The sequence below is a fragment of the Actinoplanes ianthinogenes genome, from assembly GCF_018324205.1.
Taxonomy (GTDB): domain Bacteria; phylum Actinomycetota; class Actinomycetes; order Mycobacteriales; family Micromonosporaceae; genus Actinoplanes; species Actinoplanes ianthinogenes.
The window spans coordinates 1,641,816-1,659,387 of record NZ_AP023356.1 but is presented as its reverse complement, the minus strand read 5'-3'; the positions used below and the strand labels follow the sequence as shown (position 1 = coordinate 1,659,387).

The window sequence follows — 17,572 nt, the reverse complement described above, 5'->3', positions numbered from 1 at the left end:
GTGGCCTTTCCGCGGACGCCGTCAGGCGCCACCTGGGCCACGCCGCAGCCCCGCGTCCCCCGCCAGACCGACGCGAGCGTCGGTTGGCATCGGACGAAGGAGGGAGCATGGCCGCACGATTCAAAGTTGGTGGACTGTTCGGCGAGCTGATGGGTGAGTTCGCCGGCACGATGATCCTGATCCTGTTCGGATGCGGGGTGGTGGCGCAGGTCGTGGCCGGAGGCATCGGCGACCACGACAGCATCTCCTGGGCCTGGGGCCTGGGCGTCACCCTCGGCGTATACGTGGCGGCGCGACTCAGCGGCGCCCACCTCAACCCGGCGGTGACCCTCGCGCTCGCCGTCTGGAAGGGCTTCGAGTGGCGGAAGGTGCTGCCGTTCATCGGCGCGCAGTTCCTCGGAGCGTTCGTCGCCGCGCTGCTGGTGCGGTGGAACTACACCGAGGTCCTCAACGCCAAGGACCCCGGGCTCACCATCAAGACCCAGGGCGTCTTCTCCACGCTGCCGGGCAACGGCAGCCTGCCGGTCGGTGAGTGGGGCGCGTTCCGCGACCAGATCATCGGTACGGCGATCCTGCTCTTCGTGATCATGGCGCTGACTGACCTGGCCAGCACCCCGCCGCAGGCCAACATGGCCCCGTTCGTCATCGGCCTGCTCGTGGTCGCGATCGGCATGGCCTGGGGCACCAACGCCGGATACGCGATCAACCCGGCCCGTGACTTCGGTCCGCGCCTGGCCAGTTTCCTGACCGGGTACGAGACCGCGTTCCGAGATCAAACCGGCTATCTCTACTTCTGGATCCCGATCGTGGGGCCGATCATCGGTGGAATTGTCGGGGCCGGCCTGTACAAGTATCTGGTCGGAATATTCATTTCCGCGGCGGGTCCGCAGGAGGTCGGCAGGATCCCGTCCGAGGACGAGAGCGTGGAGGCGAACCGTGGCTGACTTCGTCGGTGCCGTTGACCAGGGCACGACCAGCACCCGTTTCATGATCTTCGACCATGGCGGCAACGAGGTGGCCCGGCACCAGCTCGAGCACGAGCAGATCCTGCCGCAGGCCGGCTGGGTCGAGCACAACCCGATCGAGATCTGGGAGCGCACCGTGGCGGTGGTGCGCACCGCGCTGCAGAGGGCGAATCTGACCGCCGCCGACCTGGCCGCGGTCGGCATCACCAACCAGCGGGAGACCTCGGTGGTCTGGGACCGGCGCACCGGCCGGCCCTATTACAACGCGATCGTCTGGCAGGACACCCGCACCGACCGGATCGCCGCGGCGCTCGACCGCGACGGGCGGGGCGACGTGATCCGGCGCAAGGCCGGCTTGCCGCCGGCCACCTACTTCTCCGCCGGCAAGATCCAGTGGATTCTGGAGAATGTCGACGGCGTCCGGGAGGCGGCCGAGCGCGGCGACGCCATCTTCGGCAACACGGACAGCTGGCTGTTGTGGAACATCACCGGTGGCGCCAACGGCGGTAACCACGTGACCGACGTGACCAACGCCAGCCGGACCATGCTGATGAATCTGGAGACCCTCGACTGGGACGACGAGCTGCTGTCGTTCTTCAACATCCCGCGTCAGATGCTGCCGCAGATCCGGCCCTCGTCGGATCCGACCGGTTACGGCGAGGCGCGGGTCGAGGGCCCGCTCGGCGGCGTGGTGCCGCTCACCGGCGACCTCGGTGACCAGCAGGCCGCCACGGTCGGGCAGGTCTGCTTCGCGCCCGGCGAGGCCAAGAACACGTACGGCACCGGCAACTTCATGCTGCTCAACACCGGGACCAACCTGGTCCGCTCGGAGAACGGTCTGCTCACCACGGTCTGCTACAAGCTCGGCGACGCCGCCCCGGTCTATGCCCTGGAGGGCTCGATCGCGGTCACCGGCTCCGCCGTGCAGTGGCTGCGCGACCAGCTGAAAATCATCAGGTCGGCCGACCAGAGCGAGTCGCTGGCCGCGCAGGTGCAGGACAGCGGCGGGGTCTACTTCGTGCCCGCGTTCTCCGGGCTCTTCGCGCCCTACTGGCGGTCCGACGCGCGCGGCGCGATCGTCGGGCTGTCCCGGTTCAACACCGACGCGCACATCGCCCGGGCCACCCTCGAGGCGATCTGCTACCAGACCCGGGACGTGGTCGACGCGATGGCGCAGGACTCCGGCGTGCACCTGGACGTGCTCAAGGTGGACGGCGGGATCACCGGCAACAACCTGTGCATGCAGATCCAGGCCGACGTGCTCGGCGTGCCGGTCAGCCGGCCGGTGGTCGCCGAGACCACGGCACTCGGCGCGGCGTACGCGGCCGGGCTCGCGGTCGGTTTCTGGAAGTCCACCGACGAGCTCCGGGACAACTGGAACGAGTCGCAGCGCTGGCAGCCCAGCTGGTCGTCCGACCAGCGGGAACAGGGGTACGGCCGCTGGAAGAAGGCGGTGCAGCGGACCCTCGACTGGGTGGATGTGGACTGATGTCGAAACTCTCACCTGAGACACGGGACGCCGCGCTGGCCGCCCTCGAGGTGGCCGAGGTGGACGTGCTGGTCATCGGTGGGGGAGTGGTGGGGGCGGGTTGCGCGCTCGACGCGGTCACGCGGGGTCTCTCCGTGGGGCTGCTCGAGGCGCGTGACTTCGCCTCCGGCACCTCCAGCCGGTCCAGCAAGCTGATCCACGGCGGCCTGCGCTACCTGGAGATGCTCGACTTCGGGCTGGTCCGGGAGGCGCTGCGGGAGCGGGGCCTGATCCTCTCCCGCCTGGCCCCGCACCTGGCCCGCCCGGTGCGTTTCCTCTACCCGCTCAAACACCACGTGTGGGAGCGGGCGTACGCCGGGGCGGGCGTCACCCTCTACGACACGATGGCCTGGTCCAGTTCGCTGCCGAACCATCGGCATCTGACCCGGCGCGGCGCGCTGCGGGCCTGCCCGGCGCTGCGCAAGGACGCGCTGAAAGGCGCGCTGACCTATTACGACGCGCAGGTCGACGACGCCCGGCACACCATGTTCCTGGCCCGGACCGCGGCCGCCTACGGCGCGCACGTGGCCAACCGGGTCGAGGTCACCGGCTTCCTCCGGGAGGGCGAGCGGGTCACCGGCGTCACCGCCCGCGACCTGGAGTACGACCGGACCTTCGAGATCCGCGCCCAGCAGGTGATCAACGCGACCGGGGTGTGGACCGACGAGACCCAGTCCCTCGCGGGCGAGCGCGGCCAGTTCCACGTCCGCGCCTCCAAAGGCATCCACCTGGTCGTCCCGCGCGACCGGATCCAGTCGACCACCGGGCTGATCCTGCGGACCGCGAGCAGCGTGCTGTTCGTGATCCCGTGGGGCCGGCACTGGATCGTCGGCACCACCGACACCGATTGGAACCTGGACAAGGCACACCCGGCGGCCTCCGCCAAGGACATCGACTACCTGCTAACCGAGGTCAACAAGGTGTTGTCCACGCCGCTGGAGCGCTCCGACGTGCAGGGCGTCTATGCCGGCCTGCGGCCGCTGCTCTCCGGCGAGTCGGAGTCCACCTCGAAACTGTCCCGCGAGCACATGGTGGGCAGTCCGGTGCCAGGCTTGGTGGTGGTGGCCGGCGGCAAGTACACCACCTACCGGGTGATGGCCAAGGACGCGGTCGACGCCTGCGCCTTCAACCTGAACCGGCCGATCGCCAAGTGCTGCACCGACAGGATCCCGCTGGTCGGCGCGGAGGGCTTCCCGGCACTCTGGAACAGGCGTGGCCTGATCGCCGGCGAGTCGGGTCTGCACGTGGCCCGGGTCGAGCACCTGCTGGGCCGATACGGATCACTGATCAAGGACCTGCTGCAGATGATCGAGGAGGATCCGTCCCTGGGCCGCCCGCTGGAGGGGGCCGACGACTACCTGCGGGCCGAGGTGGTCTATGCCGCTGCGGCCGAGGGCGCCCGGCACCTGGTCGACGTGCTGACCCGCCGCACCCGGATCTCGATCGAGACGTTCGACCGGGGCACGGCGTCAGCCTCGGAGGCGGCCGAACTGATGGGCCGCGTTCTGGGCTGGACCAAGGAACAGCGCGACCGCGAGGTGGAAAATTATCGCCTCCGGGTCGAGGCGGAGCGGGCCTCCCAGGAGCAGCAGGACGACGAGACTGCCGACGCTGCGCGGCTCGGCGCTCCGGAGGTGGTGCCGGTCAAGGTTTCCTGACCGCTTTCCCACCACTGTCTTGGCGAGGTTGATCAGGTAGCCGAGGGCACGCCGGCGTGGGCCCGCGACCATGCCGGCCACACCCGCGACGATGGCGGCGAAACTGCCGTTCTGCCGAGAGCAGTGCGCGCGTGATCCAGCGCACCGACGCGGCGGATACGGTGGTCGGATGGGCGACGTGTGGGCAAAGTGGTTGCTGACTCGGCGAGACGGCGACAGCGCGACCATCCGTGCCCGGCACGCCTCGAGCCTGGATGCCTTCCGGGACGGAGTCCTGGATCGCGCCGATCTCCGGGCAGACGATGTACTCCTCGACGTCGGTTGCGGCACCGGCCTCATCGGCTTCGGCGCGCTGGATCGCCTCGGCCCGGACGGCCGCGTCATCTTCAGCGACATCTCGGCGGACCTGCTTGACCAGTGCCGGCGGACTGCCGCTCACGACCGGCGATGCAGTTTCGTGCAGGCGGCGGCCAGCGACCTGGCCATCATCCCGGACGCTTCGGTCGACGTGGTCACGACCCGGTCGGTCCTCATCTACTGCGCCCGGAAACAGGCCGCGTTCGCCGAGTTCCATCGGGTGTTGCGCCCCGGCGGACGCTTGTCGATCTTCGAGCCGATCAATCGGTTCCCTATGCTGCACCGCCCCGGCGACCTGTTCGGCCTGGGCCGCACACCGGTCGACGACCTGTTGGCGAAGGTGGCCCGTCAGGTCGGCGACGAGGCAACGCTGGTCGACTTCGACGAGCGCGACCTGCTGTCCTGGGCCGTCGACGCCGGCTTCGAGGCGGTCGAACTCGACTACCGCGCGCAACTGGACGTTCCGGCCGAGCCGTTCGCCGACTGGCAAGCAGTGAAGCGGACGGCCCCGAACCCGCTGGCTCCTACCTACGGCGAGGCGATCGCGGCCGCCCTGACCCGAGACGAGCGCGAGCGCCTGGAGTCGTACCTGACGACCACCGAGGCCCGCTCCCGTCGCACCATGGCAACGGCTTACCTGCGTGCGCAGAAAGCTGACACGCCGCAACAGGGCTGACCTGACCAGCAACGCCAACGGTGCCTACAGGTCTCTGCAGTGGATTCGCCCTCAGTCATCCCGGCCGTCATCACGTGCGTGTGTCGTGCCGGGAACTCGAACCGGCCAATCTTGGGATCGAGGCCGGCGACCGGCCCGGACAGATACTGCCGGGCCCGCCGCCGTGGTTATGTATCGCCTGACGAGTGCCGTTGCAGTATTCAGCCGCAGGAGCTGCCGAGCTTTGCGGAGGACCCCCAGCGACCGACGGAGAAGAAAGTCAGGTCTGCGATCGACTCGTGCGGCTGAATGCAGGTATGGGAACCTCCGTAGTTACTGCCGCGATAGATCCGCAGGCCGCGCGACGTGTTGTTGATAGCAGAGAACGTGTCGTCGTTCCAGGGCTCAGGCAACTGGCTTGTGCTTGCGGTGTAGTGCACCGGCGTTCCGCCGAAGTTCAGCTGCGGGTAGATGCAGTACTGCCCCGACGGGCAGCTGACGGCGTACGCGGGACTCACCGTGAGAAACGTCGTTCCCAGAGTAGCGATCGCGGCTCCGGCGACCATGACCTTTATGCGCTGACTCATCTCTATACCTTTCCATTCGTTTCGATCTGGCAACGCTTCGCTGGCACCTATGAAGCAGTACCGCTCGCGTCTCCGTCCGTGGACAAGAACTGGACGTCTGGATAGGCGCCGGGGCGGCGCAGCACCCTGGCGGACCGACGGAAATTTGTCCCCGTGGTCACACGCCGGGATGGTGAAATCTCTGTCTGATTAGTGGCACGAAGGTTGTTTGGCCCCTGCCCGGGGCGGCGTGACCGCGGACTCGGGCAACGCCGCGGCCGCGACCGTCGCAAGCACGGTCAGGGCCGGCGTCGCAACGACGCCGAGCGTGACACGGATTGCCGTGTGATTCGGGATCACTTTTCCCGCGTTGTCGGTCCCAACGCCCAGCGAGGCCGCAGCAAAACGATAAGGCCAGCAGCCTGGCGGATTATCCTCATCATTTCCCCGTTCGACGCAAACCTGAGAAGAACTTTCCGAGGCGCAGCCGCAGGACCGCACGCTACCTGCCCGACAAGATCGATGAACGTGCATGAGATGCCATTTGCGCGGTGCGTGAAATCGGACCTTCACGCCGCTCGGCGTCACCACCTTCCTCCGGTCTAGATCAAACTTATCTTTAATCGAGGATGGGCTGTCCCTGCGATCTTCTCACCGAGCGGCTGTTCACGATCGCTGCAGCGCTTGCGCTGCAGGCGAGGCGGCGTCGACACGACAATCTAGATCAGTGTCGGAGAGTCTTTTAGATATGGATGACCGAATAATTAGTTCATGTGCACCTTGGCGTGGAAGCCGGCCACATTCCCGAAAAGCCAGGAGGGTGGAAATCCGTAGAACTGCAAGTGACTCATCATAAATTCTCTTTTGTGCCGCTGATCGCGCCTGTCAGGCGGGGCGGCGCGGATCACGCGCGAGCATCAGCGAAGCGGATCCAGAGTCCAGCGGGTTGATACCTGCGTCGAGGTGAATGTGCGCCCCTTCCGAGGCCTGGGCGTCCGAGAGCGCGAGGCACATCCGGGCGAGATCGCGAAGCCCAGCAGGATCTCCGAAGATTTCCACCGAACCGTTCACCACTTCCACGCTGACGGTGCCGCCTCGGCGGCAGCCACGACCCCAACCGACGCGTCGTAAGCCGGCACGGATAGCGAGTGTCCAGCCACGGGCATCATCGTCGCTCACAGCAGGCCTTTAACCCCGCTTCCCGGCACCTGAACGGGGTAGGCGGCGGCCATCGCGGGCGGCTCTGAACTGTCAGGGCCGGCCCCGGCCGGTCGAAGCGAGCGGTATGCCTGCCATGCGACCAGCGCGACGGCGGCGGCTGTACGTCGACCGATATCAGCCGGCGTCGGTCACCGGTTTGCCGACGGCGTACGTCAAGATGATCGCGCCGGTGCTGGTGACGTCGCTGTGCAGCAGCTGCAGCGCACGATGCGCAGCGTCGTGCGGGAACAGGCGTTTGCCGCCGCCGAGCACCAGCGGATCGAGCATGATCCGCAGTTCGTCGAGCAAATCGAGGCTCAGCAGGCTCCGGACCAGGCCGGGGCTACCGATGACGTGCAGGTCTGCACCGGCTTGCGCCTTCAACGTGCGCACAGCAGGACCGAGGTCCCCGGGCAGCAGGACCGAGTTCGACCAGCCGAGCGGCTCGTGCAACGTCGTCGAAGCGACGTACTTGGGCAGATTGTTCAGGGGCTCGGCCAGGGCCGATTGCTCCTGCGGTGCGGTCGGCCAGTGCGACGCGAAGATCTCGTATGTACCCCGGCCCAGTACGAACCCGCCCGCGCCGCGCACGTTGTCGACCACCCAGCTCATGGACAGCTCGTCCAAGTAGCGGGCATGCCAGCCGCCGTGCCGGAACGTGCCGCTGGTGTCCTCGCCCGGATAGCTCGGCGCTTGCACCACCCCGTCCAGCGTCATCCACTCGTCCGCGATCAACTTCCGCATCCTGCATCTCCCATCGGTAACGCGTGGCCCCATGCCGAGCAGGGCGACGCTGACATCCGGGAGACGGAGCGAGCACGACGTCTTCGACATCCAGCAACGATCGCAGCATCCACTCACGCCGCCGGGCGTGTCAGAGGCCGACGGAAACCGTCACACAATGTGACGCAGGCCAACACGTCTACCTGGTCCTGGTGCTCGATGTGCCTGGTCGCTCGGTTGTCGGCCATCAGCTCTTGGACCTCAACCGGATTTACGGCTTGACGTGAGCAAGGTGCGAATCACTCAGGGATCGGCACCAGGGCGACCCGATAGTGGTCCGGACATCCTGTCGTGCCGAATTGAGTGCGTGATACGTCGTTAGATCGACGTGGCCGCCGGAAAGCGTCAGAGGTCGTCGATGTCGATGCCTTTGGCCGTGGCGTTCCAGCGATATCCAAAGGTGGCGTTGCAGACCACCTGCATCGCACCATCCTGACCGAACGAAACGGCGCCGTTGCCTACGGTCGACGAAAAAATCAAGGACGCCCGCATCGATGCCTCAGTCAGTCGGTCTTTCTGAGCTGGCAAAAACTGAATTTCCTTGAGAACCATCGAAAGCGCGATGCCATCGGCGGCAGCCTCGGCCGACATCTTGGTCATCCTGATCGTTTGATTGTTTGCGTAGATCCTGATGGCGTCCTGGCAGCTATCTTCAAGGCCCGTGTAGTTGTAGGTGATGTAGGAACCTGGGCCGCCGACGAGCACCGCCACGACGGCACCGGCAATCGCCATGGCCCTACCCCGGCGCTTGCGCGAAACTTCCGGCAGCGTTAAGCCTGCAACATCAATGCGCTCGTGTGATACGCCCGCCATCGTCCCGCTGAGAGCCAATGGTGGGCTCGGTTCCTCCTGCCGCTCAAAGGACCGCACATATTGTGATGGGCCTGCCAGCTGTAGTGCGGGTTCAACGGGTACCTGTTGGAAATTTTGCCCTACAGGGCTGGTCGCCGCCGATTGGTGGGGATGTACTCCTACCGTTTCCGGCACAGGCCAAACGGATTCGGTCCACTGTTGTCCATCCCACCACCGCTGCGCGAAAACCCCACTTGGATCGGCGTACCAACCGGCCGGCGCAGTCTCTTCAGCAGCCTGCGCAGTCACTACAGCAGCACCGCCCGTAGGTCGTTGGGCATCCACATCCCACGGCGAGATGTTGCTCATAACGGACCTCCCGGTTGTCGAGTCGATGCTCTCGCCATCGGGCCCATGCCGGCCCTCTTTAGGACTCCAGATGAACGACTTCGGCTTCGAGGCCGCCACCACAGACCCGCCAGTCCGCGCCTGCGGCCGCCAGGTGTTCTCGCCGCCGCAGTGTGCTCGTTTCCGCGGTAGGGCTGGCGAGCTGACGCCGCCGCTACCGTTACGTTGTAGCCAAGCGGCGCCAAGTCAGTCTCCGCCCAGCAGGTGCCGATGAGTGAGTTCGCGCCGCCATCGGCCTTCTTCCGGGCACACTCCTGCCAGAAGCATCGGTGTTCCGCACCTCCGGCCGCACCCTCGTAGATGCGATCGTCGCCTATTCCCGTGACATCCCTGCAGCGAACCTCAACTCAGTCCAAGGGCCTCCGATTAAGGCGGAGCAGCGCACACCACACCAAGTCATTTTAGGAGCTGGTTTTGAAGAAGGTTTTTGTCTCCGTGTCGACAGCATTTCTTGCAGTGGGGCTCATCGGCGCCGCGGCGCCGGCGCAGGCCCAGCCCATCGCCGCTCATGCGGTCGTTACCAGCGCTGTCACCACAGTCTCAAAATCCGTGGTCGCTCCTGTTTCGTATTCTGCGGCCAGTGAGTCAGTCGTACAGCAGAACGCTCGGCGCATGGCGGCGTCCTACCTCAAGACTATGCCGTTCTCGCGCAAAGGCCTTATTCACCAGCTGGTGTACGAGGGTTTTAGCACCAAGATCGCGACCTATGGTGTCGACAAGCAGCATGCGAACTGGAACACCCAGGCCGCCAGGATGGCGGCGTCCTACCTCAAGACTATGCCGTTCTCGCGCCAGGGCCTCATCGAACAGTTGGAATTCGAGGGGTTCACCCCGGCGCAGGCCAGGTACGGCGTAAAGAAGGTCGGTCTCTGAGGTTTGCGTCCAGCACCGGAACTGGTTTCAACCCCGCTGCGGGGTCTGCCGGAATACCCGCTCCCGGCAGGCCCCGAGCGCAATAAATATCAAGCAATGCAGGACTCGGTCAGGACTGGTTGACCATCGTCGTCAAGCCAGGCCTCGTATCGCGGATTTACTCATTTGCCGCAGATAAGGCGCGCTCACGGGCTCTCGTCACGGCTTTCGTTCGGCATCGTGCTGGCTGCGGGCGGCGCTCCGGCGAATGGTGAGGGACCATCCGAGCGCGGCTCCGAGTAGCGCGCCGGCCGTGTTGTGGATGACGTCTACCGGGTCACCGCCGCTGCCGATGAAACCCTGCCACGCCTCGTCGCCGAAGCTCACCGCGAAGGACGCGGCGACGACCGCGATCGGCCGCCGCCACAGCAAGGTCGCCACCACACCGAGCGGCAGGAACAGGCCGTTCGCGGCGACGTTCAGCTGGTGCCGGAGGTTGAAGCGCGAGCTCGGATACGCCCGCCGGTGGCTGCCGGATGCGGGGGGATCAGGGCGTGCCGGGGGTGGGGTGCCGGGTCAGGGCTGTGACGACGTCTCGCAACGGGGCGGTCAGGTCGGCGGCGGAGGTGGAGGCCAAGGGCTCCAGGTGCGTGGCGCGGAGCAGGGTTACGCCGATGGCGGTGGCCAGGACGATCTGGGCTCGCAGGATGTCGGGGGAGCCGCCCTGGAGTTGGGCGCCCTTGGCCAGTTTCTCGGCGAACATCTGGAGGAAGCGGAGGCGGATCTGGTCGGCTTTCTCGTCGCCGGAGGAGCGCAGGATCAGCAGCAGGGCGTGGCTCGGGCCGGCGTCGCCGGATTGGCCGATGATCTGTTCGGCGATGGTTTCCGGGATGGCTGCGGGGTCCACGTCTCCGGCGGCGGCGCGTAGCTCGGTGAAGCTCGCGGTCAGGGCCGCTTCGAAGAGGCCCTCCTTCGAGGCGAAGTAGCGGCTGATCAGCGCGACGTTGACGCCCGCGTCGTCGGCGATGTGGCGGACCGTGGTCTCCGCGTAGCCGGCCGTGGCGAAGCGGCGGCGGGCGGCGTCGAGCAGCAGTTGCCGGGTGCGGGCCGCGTCCCGGCGGCGCGGCGGGGTGGCGCTGGAGGTCACGATCGCAAGTGTGCCCTGACCGTTTCCGTTCATGCCGGAGGGCCCGCAGCAGATGGCTGCGGGCCCTCGTTTCGTGCTTGCGGACGCTCGTGCGGGTTACTTCCAGGTGTCGTTGAGGGTGTAGGCGGAGCCGGTGCCGGTGGTGTACGCGCGGTTGCTGCCGGACTCCCAGGTCACGTTGCCGCCGGCGTCCTTCTTGATGTACTTGTACTCGAAGGCGGTGCTGGTCGGGATGGCTACCGTCGCCGACCAGGTCGGGTATCCGCTGGAGCTCAGGGCGATCGCCTTCGAGGTGTCCCAGGTGCCCAGGGCGGCGATCGAGCCGACCACGAAGACGTTGGTGCCCCAGGTGGTGGTCGCGTACTCGTTGAAGGTCACCTGCGAGACCTTGTTGGTGGCCGACGGGCTGGGCGACGGCGACGAGGTCGGGCTGGTGCCGGCGCCGGACTTCGCGTTCACGTCGATGGCGACCGCGCCGTTGGCCGGGATGGTCACCGAGGCGGTGCCGCCGGAGACGGTGATCGCGGTGCCCGCGCAGCCGTTGGCGCTGGCCCCGCCGGTGATCCGGTCGCAGTACGTGCCGTTGGCCAGGCCGGTGGTGTACGTCGCGGTGGACGCGCTGCCGGACCGGTTCACGCCGAACCAGCCGAGCGAGCCGCGGCTGAAACCGATCACGTTGCTGGCGGTGTTGGTCCAGTTCGACACGGTGGTCGCGGACTGGGTGGTGTTGCGCCAGGCGACCATGCCCTTGATCCCGGTGCTCTGGGTGAGGCACTGCCAGGCGCCGTTGGTGCAGCTGGTGTTGGTGACGTAACCATTCGCGTCGGCCGGCGGGCTGGCGCCGGTCGCCGAGGTGGAGAAGCTGAAGCCGTCGTACAGGAACGGCTGGCCGTACGGGTAGGCGAGCAGGAAGTAGTTCGCCAGCGTGTACGTCGAGCCGTCCTGGTAGCGAAGGGTGCTGCCGTTGCGCTCCAGGTCGTGGTTGGTGACCATGGCCGCGGTCAGGTCGCTGGACGCGTCCAGGTTCCACGACGGGATGCCGGACAGGTTGTTCAGCGTGCCGTTGGCGAACTGCGTCTTCAGGCCGTAGGCGTACGAGAAGCCGAGCAGGTCACCGATGCCGGTGTACGCCGACGGGGCGGTGTCGCCGCTGCCGCCCGGGATGACCTCCTGGGCGAAGTACGGGGCCTTGCCCTCGGTGGTGTTGCGCAGCAGCGCCTTGATCTGGGAGAGGTCGCCGGCGTTCATGTGCTTGGCGGCGTCCACCCGGAACCCGTCGACTCCCCAGTCGACCAGCTTGTTCAGGTAACCGGCGATCTTCGCCCGGACCGAGCTGTCCTGCGTCTTCAGGTCGGAGAGCGAGTCCAGCTCGCAGTTCTGCACCTCCGACGAGTTGCCGTAGTCGTCGATCACACCGTCGTCGTCGTTGCAGTAGCCGTCGTTGGCGTGGTGGAAGTCGCTGTAGGCGTACGGCACGGCGGGGTAGGAGTAGCCGCTCGGGCTGAACGTGGAGCCGCCGTATCCGCTGGTCACCGTGTTGTTCTTGCCGGCCATGTGGTTGATCACCGCGTCCACGTAGACCCGGACCCCGGCGTTGTGGCAGGCGGTGACCATGCTGGTGAACTGCGCCTGGGAGCCCAGCCGCCCGGAGATGTTGTAGGAGACCGGCTGGTAGACCTCCCACCAGGGGTGCGCGCCGCTGCCGCTGGAGGCCAGCGTGACCGACTCCTGCGGCGGGGCGACCTGGACCGCGCCGTAACCGGCCGGGCCGAGCTGGTTGGTGCAGGCGGCCGCGACGGAGTTGAAGTTCCACTCCCAGAGGTTCGCGGTCACGTCACTGTTGTTGAGGGTCACGGCGGCGCTGGCGGTGGTGGCCAGGGTGACGCCGACCAGGCTCGCGGCGGCCAGTGCGACGCTGGTCGCCGACCCCAGGACCAGGTTGCGGGTTCTCTTTCGCATGGCGGGGACACTTTCTGCTGAGGACGGGGATGAAAGTTCTTTCACCTGAAATACCGGGGCGAATTCAGGGAGTTCTGCCCGATTTGGCGCGGCGTCAAGGAGGCGGTGGGTCGATGGCGCTCTGCAAGTCCTTGCAAGTTGTTTCAGGAAGTTACCAAGCCGTGTCACGCACGTAAAGGGATCGCCGGCGGTCGTTACAAAAAACAAAGGCGCCCCCAAGGTTGGGGCGCCTTTGCGTACCGAAAGTGATCAGGCGGCGACGGCCTCCAGTTTGGCCAGCCGGCGGCTGAAGCTCTTGGTGTTGGCCCAGAGCTTGTAGATCAGCAGCAACTCGAAGGCGAGCAGCAGCAGGGCACTACCGATCGTGACGAGCGCGAGCTGGTCCGAGACGGGGCCGATGATGAACACGAACATCATGAACTCGATGCCGCTGAACAGGTGCACCCGGATCCGGTTCTCCACCAGGAAGCGGCGGATCGCGGCGAACCGCCCGAACTGCTGCCGGAAGTCGTCCTGGAGGTCGTCACCGTCGTCGTCGGCGCTCGCCGCGGGGACCGTCCCGATGGCCGCGCTCAGACGCCGGCGCATCTCGCCCTTGACCCTGGCCATCTGGAGATTGTTCAGGTACCGGAACATGTCCAGGAAGATCACCAGCAGGCCGAGCCAGAGGTAGGCCAGGTCCTGGGTGCGGTGGAACTCGCCGCCGAACAGCCCGATGGCGCAGGCCAGCACGCGCAGCCGGTCGAACACGTAGTCGAGCCAGGTGCCGAACAACGACCCGGTCCCGTTCAGCCGGGCGATCTTGCCGTCCATGCAGTCCAGCACGAAGCTGAGGTGGAACAGCAGGGCACCGAGCAGCACCCACGGATACCCCTGGTGCCAGAACGCGGCCGCCGAGCCCAGGCCCACCACGAACGCAGCCGCCGTCAGCCTGTTCGGCGTCACCCACCGCCACGGCGCCACCACCCAGACCAGGCGGGACGCGAGGGGATCGACCAGCCAGACGGTCCACCACGCGTCCCGGGCCTTGTAGGTGCGCTCGCGGATCTCCGCAAGAGTCGGACGCTGCGCCATTACCGTTCTCCACCCGCACGAAAATGAACCGCGGTGGAACGATGGGTTTACACTCGCCGTCCGCCACGCCTGTGGACGACATCCAACACCACTGGAGCAAAGACGGCTACGCCCGCGGGGTGGTCCGGGCGAAACCCAGCTCCGGGCCGACCGCCAGGCGCGCGCCCGGCTTGCGTCCGCGGCCCCAGCCGATCTCCTTCCGATAGCTGCCGAGCAGCCCGTTCTCGGTCAGGTGCGCCTCGTCGCGCAAAGGCGAACCGGCCTCGGCCGGCTGCCGCAGCGGCGCCACGAACAGGGCGTCCGCCGGGCAGTGCGCCTCGCACATGAAGCAGGTCTGGCAGTCGTCCTGCCGGGCGATCACCGGCACCCCGTCCGGCCCGCGGTCGAAGACGTTGGTCGGGCAGACCGCGATGCACACGTCACAGGTCACGCAGCGTTCCGTGGAGACGATCTCGATCACGATGCCACCGCCTGCCGGGCGCCGGCCTCCGGGCGCACCCAGATCCGGTCCAGGCCACCGACCGTGAGCCGGTGGTGCTGCGCCGGATCCAGCTCGGGGAACTCCTCGCGCCGGGCCATCCCGCGGCTCTCCGTGCGGGCCAGCGCGCTGGTGTACATCCAGCGGGCGTGCGCCACCATCGCGGCGGCCTGCCGGCTGCGGATCGCCGCCGCTCCGCGGACGGCCGCGCCGCCGCGCAGGCCCGACCAGGCGCCGTCGAGCTCGGCGAGGGCGGGACGCAGACGGTCGCCGTGCCGCAGATAGTTCTTTTCGTACGGGTGGACCTGCTCGCGTACCGAAAGAATCGCCTCCTCCGCGACCTCCGCGCCGGACCGCAACCCGGCCTCGCCGGTCGCGACCAGGCGCCGCCGCGCCGACCCGCCGCCGAGCGTGGCCGCGAAGCGGGCCGCCCCGCGCCCCGCCCAGGTGCCGGAGGACATCGCCCACGCCGCGTTGTGGCTGCCCCCGCCGGTGAACCCGCCGCAGATCAGCTCCCGGGTCGCCGCGTCACCGGCCGCGTAGAGGCCGGGCACCGTGGTCGCGCACTCGTCGTCGGTGATCCGGATCCCGCCGGTGCCCCGGACCGTGCCCTCCAGCAGCAGCGTCACCGGGAACCGGTCGGTGAACGGGTCGATGCCGAGCCGGTCGAAGGGCAGGAAGAAGTTCGGCTGGCCGAGCCGCATGCCGGCCTGCTGCTCCGGGGTCGCCTGGTCGAGCGAGCAGAGCACGGTCCCGGTCCGCATCAGCTCGGCGGCGATCACCGCGCGGCCGCCCTGGCTGCTGGCCCCGGCGAGCAGGCTGCCGTCGGCCCGGAAGAAGGTGGCGAAGTTGTAGTACGCCGTCTTGGTCACCGAGGCGAACGCGGGCGCGATCCCGTACGCGTTGGAGAACTCCATCCCGGACAGCTCGGCGCCCACCTCGGCCGCGTAGAGCGCCCCGTCGCCGGTGTCCACGTCACAGCCGAGCGCCTTGCTGAGGAACGCGCACCCGCCGGTGGCGAGCACCACCGCGCCGGCCCGCACCCGGTACGCCATGTCGTGCTGCCGCCGATGCCCGCGCACTCCGGCGACCGCCCCGCTCGGGTCGGTCAGCAGCTCCAGGACCGGACTGTGGTCGAGGATCCGCACCCCGGCCCGGCGGATCCAGGACCGCATCCGCCGCATGTACTCCGGCCCCTGCACCCCGCGCCGGTACGGCTCCCCGTCCACCACCGGGAACGGATACCGTGCCTCGGTGCCGAGCCGGTGCATGTTCTCGTAGGTCTGATCGAGCACCCGGGCGGCCCAGCGCCGGTCGGCGAGGTGGCCGCCGAGCGCCTCCCGGCTGGCCATCGCCTTCTCCCGGTCCTCCGGGTCGGGCCGCACGTACCAGACGCCGGTGCCGCCGGAGGCGGTCGGCCCGCTGGTGCCGCAGTAGCCCTTGTCCAGCAGCAGCACGTCGGCGCCGGACTGGGCGGCGGCCAGCGCGGCCCAGGCGCCGGCCGGCCCGCCGCCGGCGACGACGACGTCGGCGGTCAGGTCGAGCGGTGTCGGTTCGGTAGGCATGGGCTCAGCATTGAACCCACAAAGCCTATGTGTCAACTAGGAGATCGCCGAGTGGGATTCCGGGGCGGGCGGGCGGCCACCGGAAAGGCGGCCGGACCCCGTCGGGATCCGGCCGCGCTTCACCGGTCATCGCCGGCGCGTCATACCCGGCACTGCCAGCTGCGGGCGTCGTAGAAGTCGATGAACCGGTCGACCGTGGCGTAGCCGAAGGTGGTCTCCCGGCACGCCGCCAGCACGTCGATGTCCGAGCGTGCGCCGCCGGCCACGCAATGCCAGTCGTACGCCGTGCCACCGGTCAGCACGGCGCCGTCCGCGCCGATGCCGTGGCAGTAGCGGTCGAAGTCGGGGGCCACCACGTCGTCGCGGACCCGCCAGCAGTCCACGCTGTCCGGGTGGTGGAAGTCGCCGATCCGGTCCACCGCCAGGTCGGTGTGATAGGTCCACCGGCAGGCCGCGTCCAGGGCCAGCCCGGCGTGCCGGTCGTCCGGGGTGCGGCACTGCCAGTCGTACGCGGTGCCGCCCAGCAACACCACGTCGGCGTAGCCCTGGGCGCGGCAGTAGCCGCCCAGGTCCGGCGCGCCCAGGTCACGGGGCGGCGGGGGCGATGCCGCGGCCGGTGAGGCGAGCACGGCGAGCAGTCCGCCGGCGCCGAGCAGCACGGTGGCCAGCAGGCGGATGAGGGTGCGCATGGAATCCTCTCGGTAGGTGTGGCGCGGTGGGTCAGGCGACGGCGAAGGCGTAGTTCGCGCCGTAGTCGGAGTCGTAGGCGACGCAGCCGCTGAGCTGGCCGATGACCCGGAACCAGAACTCCACCCGGTGGGTGCCGGACGGCAGCGCGACCGTGGCCGGCACGGATCGGCCGATGGCGTCGGTCACCGCGGCGGACTGCGCCGGGCCACCGTCGAAGCGGTAGAAGGCGTCGATCCGCCAGGCCGGCGAGCTGTTGTAGGTCTCCCGGCACTGCGGCAGGCGGGCGGCGTCGTACCGGATGACCAGGTCACGGCCGGCGCGGAGCTCGCCGGTGACCGTTTCCGACCAGTCGGCGGCGAAGGTGGCGACCGCCGGCTGCCCGACGGCGTAGTGATAGTTCGCGCCGTTGCGGGAGTCGTACTCACTGCAGCCGGCCCGATCGCCGGAGTGGAACCACAGCTCCAGGTCACGGCCGCCGGCCGGCAGGTCGACGCTGACCACGGCCTTGACGTTGTGCCGGTTCTCGTCCAGCCGGACGACCGGCTGGCTCTGCACCGGGCCGCCGTCGACCCGGTAGTAGACGCTGATGCTCCAGGCGTCGCCGCCGGCGTACTGGTTGCGGCACAGCGGCAGCCGGGCCGCGTCGTAGTCGACCAGCACCGGCCGGCCGGCCTCCAGCGTCCCGTCCACCTGCTCGCCGCCGTCGGCCAGGTAGCGCAGCACGGGTGGGGTGGTGGCCGGGGCGGTGCCGGCGGCCGCGGCCGGGGAGCCCATGGCCAGCAGGGCGGCGGCCGCGGTCAGGACCAGGACGCCGGCGTGCCGGGCGAGGCCGGGCAGGGTGGGTCGGTTCGGGCTGATCCGGGTGAGGCGATGCATCGCTGTCCTTCTCGGCTGA

17 protein-coding genes are annotated in these 17,572 nt (G+C 68.2%); 5 read left to right on the top strand and 12 right to left on the bottom strand.

What is annotated here, in order from left to right; genetic code table 11:
* Positions 1-107: 107 nt before the first annotated feature.
* The 4 genes from Aiant_RS07575 (at position 108) to Aiant_RS07560 (ending at position 5,184) form a co-directional block, all read left to right on the top strand.
* Entirely contained in the window at positions 108-944 is an 837-nt protein-coding gene (locus Aiant_RS07575) for an MIP/aquaporin family protein (protein WP_189332708.1), read from the top strand.
* Positions 937-2,454, top strand: a complete 1,518-nt coding sequence (glpK, locus tag Aiant_RS07570; RefSeq protein ID WP_189332709.1) for a glycerol kinase GlpK — start codon at positions 937-939, stop codon at positions 2,452-2,454. The genes Aiant_RS07575 and glpK overlap by 8 nt, the downstream gene beginning before the upstream one ends.
* The gene (locus tag Aiant_RS07565; protein ID WP_189332710.1) at positions 2,454-4,151 is read left to right on the top strand and encodes a glycerol-3-phosphate dehydrogenase/oxidase; all 1,698 of its coding nucleotides are present in this window, start codon (positions 2,454-2,456) and stop codon (positions 4,149-4,151) included. The genes glpK and Aiant_RS07565 overlap by 1 nt, the downstream gene beginning before the upstream one ends.
* Positions 4,152-4,320: 169 nt before the next feature.
* A complete protein-coding gene (locus tag Aiant_RS07560) occupies positions 4,321-5,184 on the top strand; it encodes a class I SAM-dependent methyltransferase (RefSeq protein ID WP_189332711.1) in 864 nt (287 codons plus the stop codon).
* Between the two features lie 200 nt (positions 5,185-5,384).
* On the opposite strand, the gene Aiant_RS07555 is transcribed toward Aiant_RS07560, so the two are convergent.
* From Aiant_RS07555 to Aiant_RS07540, 4 genes are all read right to left on the bottom strand, one after another.
* Positions 5,385-5,750 (bottom strand): peptidase inhibitor family I36 protein, encoded by a 366-nt coding sequence (locus tag Aiant_RS07555; protein ID WP_189332712.1) that lies wholly within the window; start codon positions 5,748-5,750, stop codon positions 5,385-5,387.
* A gap of 864 nt (positions 5,751-6,614) precedes the next feature.
* Positions 6,615-6,908 (bottom strand): Imm32 family immunity protein, encoded by a 294-nt coding sequence (locus Aiant_RS07550; protein WP_189332713.1) that lies wholly within the window; start codon positions 6,906-6,908, stop codon positions 6,615-6,617.
* A 156-nt stretch (positions 6,909-7,064) separates the two neighbouring features.
* Positions 7,065-7,664: a dihydrofolate reductase family protein gene (locus Aiant_RS07545; RefSeq protein ID WP_189332714.1), complete on the bottom strand. Its 600-nt coding sequence runs from the start codon at positions 7,662-7,664 to the stop codon at positions 7,065-7,067.
* A gap of 393 nt (positions 7,665-8,057) precedes the next feature.
* Entirely contained in the window at positions 8,058-8,873 is an 816-nt protein-coding gene (locus tag Aiant_RS07540) for a DUF2510 domain-containing protein (RefSeq protein ID WP_189332715.1), read from the bottom strand.
* A gap of 453 nt (positions 8,874-9,326) precedes the next feature.
* On the opposite strand from Aiant_RS07540, the gene Aiant_RS07535 reads away from it, so the two are divergent.
* Entirely contained in the window at positions 9,327-9,785 is a 459-nt protein-coding gene (locus tag Aiant_RS07535) for an Ltp family lipoprotein (protein WP_212846994.1), read from the top strand.
* Between the two features lie 198 nt (positions 9,786-9,983).
* On the opposite strand, the gene Aiant_RS07530 is transcribed toward Aiant_RS07535, so the two are convergent.
* The 8 genes from Aiant_RS07530 to Aiant_RS07495 form a co-directional block, all read right to left on the bottom strand.
* The gene (locus tag Aiant_RS07530) at positions 9,984-10,205 is read right to left on the bottom strand and encodes a VanZ family protein (protein WP_189332716.1); all 222 of its coding nucleotides are present in this window, start codon (positions 10,203-10,205) and stop codon (positions 9,984-9,986) included.
* A 106-nt stretch (positions 10,206-10,311) separates the two neighbouring features.
* Positions 10,312-10,911, bottom strand: coding sequence for a TetR/AcrR family transcriptional regulator (locus Aiant_RS07525; protein ID WP_189332717.1), 600 nt, complete (start codon positions 10,909-10,911; stop codon positions 10,312-10,314).
* Positions 10,912-11,007: 96 nt separating this feature from the next.
* Positions 11,008-12,870, bottom strand: a complete 1,863-nt coding sequence (locus tag Aiant_RS07520) for a carbohydrate-binding module family 20 domain-containing protein (RefSeq protein ID WP_189332718.1) — start codon at positions 12,868-12,870, stop codon at positions 11,008-11,010.
* 249 nt (positions 12,871-13,119) lie between these two features.
* Positions 13,120-13,944, bottom strand: coding sequence for a CDP-alcohol phosphatidyltransferase family protein (locus Aiant_RS07515; RefSeq protein WP_189332719.1), 825 nt, complete (start codon positions 13,942-13,944; stop codon positions 13,120-13,122).
* Positions 13,945-14,050: 106 nt separating this feature from the next.
* Positions 14,051-14,404: a 4Fe-4S dicluster domain-containing protein gene (locus tag Aiant_RS07510; protein WP_189332720.1), complete on the bottom strand. Its 354-nt coding sequence runs from the start codon at positions 14,402-14,404 to the stop codon at positions 14,051-14,053.
* Positions 14,401-15,987, bottom strand: a complete 1,587-nt coding sequence (locus Aiant_RS07505) for an FAD-dependent oxidoreductase (RefSeq protein ID WP_189332721.1) — start codon at positions 15,985-15,987, stop codon at positions 14,401-14,403. The genes Aiant_RS07510 and Aiant_RS07505 overlap by 4 nt, the downstream gene beginning before the upstream one ends.
* Positions 15,988-16,127: 140 nt before the next feature.
* Positions 16,128-16,676, bottom strand: coding sequence for a hypothetical protein (locus Aiant_RS07500; RefSeq protein WP_189332722.1), 549 nt, complete (start codon positions 16,674-16,676; stop codon positions 16,128-16,130).
* Between the two features lie 31 nt (positions 16,677-16,707).
* Complete coding sequence (locus Aiant_RS07495) at positions 16,708-17,553, bottom strand: DUF6209 family protein (protein ID WP_189332723.1); 846 nt, start codon at positions 17,551-17,553, stop codon at positions 16,708-16,710.
* Positions 17,554-17,572 lie beyond the last annotated feature (19 nt).

Coding starts and splice junctions, on each gene's coding strand:
- Aiant_RS07575 (WP_189332708.1), top strand. CDS start 108: ATGGCCGCACGATTCAAAGTTGGTGGACTGTTCGGCGAGCTGATGGGT.
- Aiant_RS07565 (WP_189332710.1), top strand. CDS start 2,454: ATGTCGAAACTCTCACCTGAGACACGGGACGCCGCGCTGGCCGCCCTC.
- Aiant_RS07560 (WP_189332711.1), top strand. CDS start 4,321: ATGGGCGACGTGTGGGCAAAGTGGTTGCTGACTCGGCGAGACGGCGAC.
- Aiant_RS07555 (WP_189332712.1), bottom strand. CDS start 5,750: ATGAGTCAGCGCATAAAGGTCATGGTCGCCGGAGCCGCGATCGCTACT.
- Aiant_RS07540 (WP_189332715.1), bottom strand. CDS start 8,873: ATGAGCAACATCTCGCCGTGGGATGTGGATGCCCAACGACCTACGGGC.
- Aiant_RS07520 (WP_189332718.1), bottom strand. CDS start 12,870: ATGCGAAAGAGAACCCGCAACCTGGTCCTGGGGTCGGCGACCAGCGTC.
- Aiant_RS07515 (WP_189332719.1), bottom strand. CDS start 13,944: ATGGCGCAGCGTCCGACTCTTGCGGAGATCCGCGAGCGCACCTACAAG.
- Aiant_RS07505 (WP_189332721.1), bottom strand. CDS start 15,987: ATGCCTACCGAACCGACACCGCTCGACCTGACCGCCGACGTCGTCGTC.
- Aiant_RS07500 (WP_189332722.1), bottom strand. CDS start 16,676: ATGCGCACCCTCATCCGCCTGCTGGCCACCGTGCTGCTCGGCGCCGGC.
- Aiant_RS07495 (WP_189332723.1), bottom strand. CDS start 17,553: ATGCATCGCCTCACCCGGATCAGCCCGAACCGACCCACCCTGCCCGGC.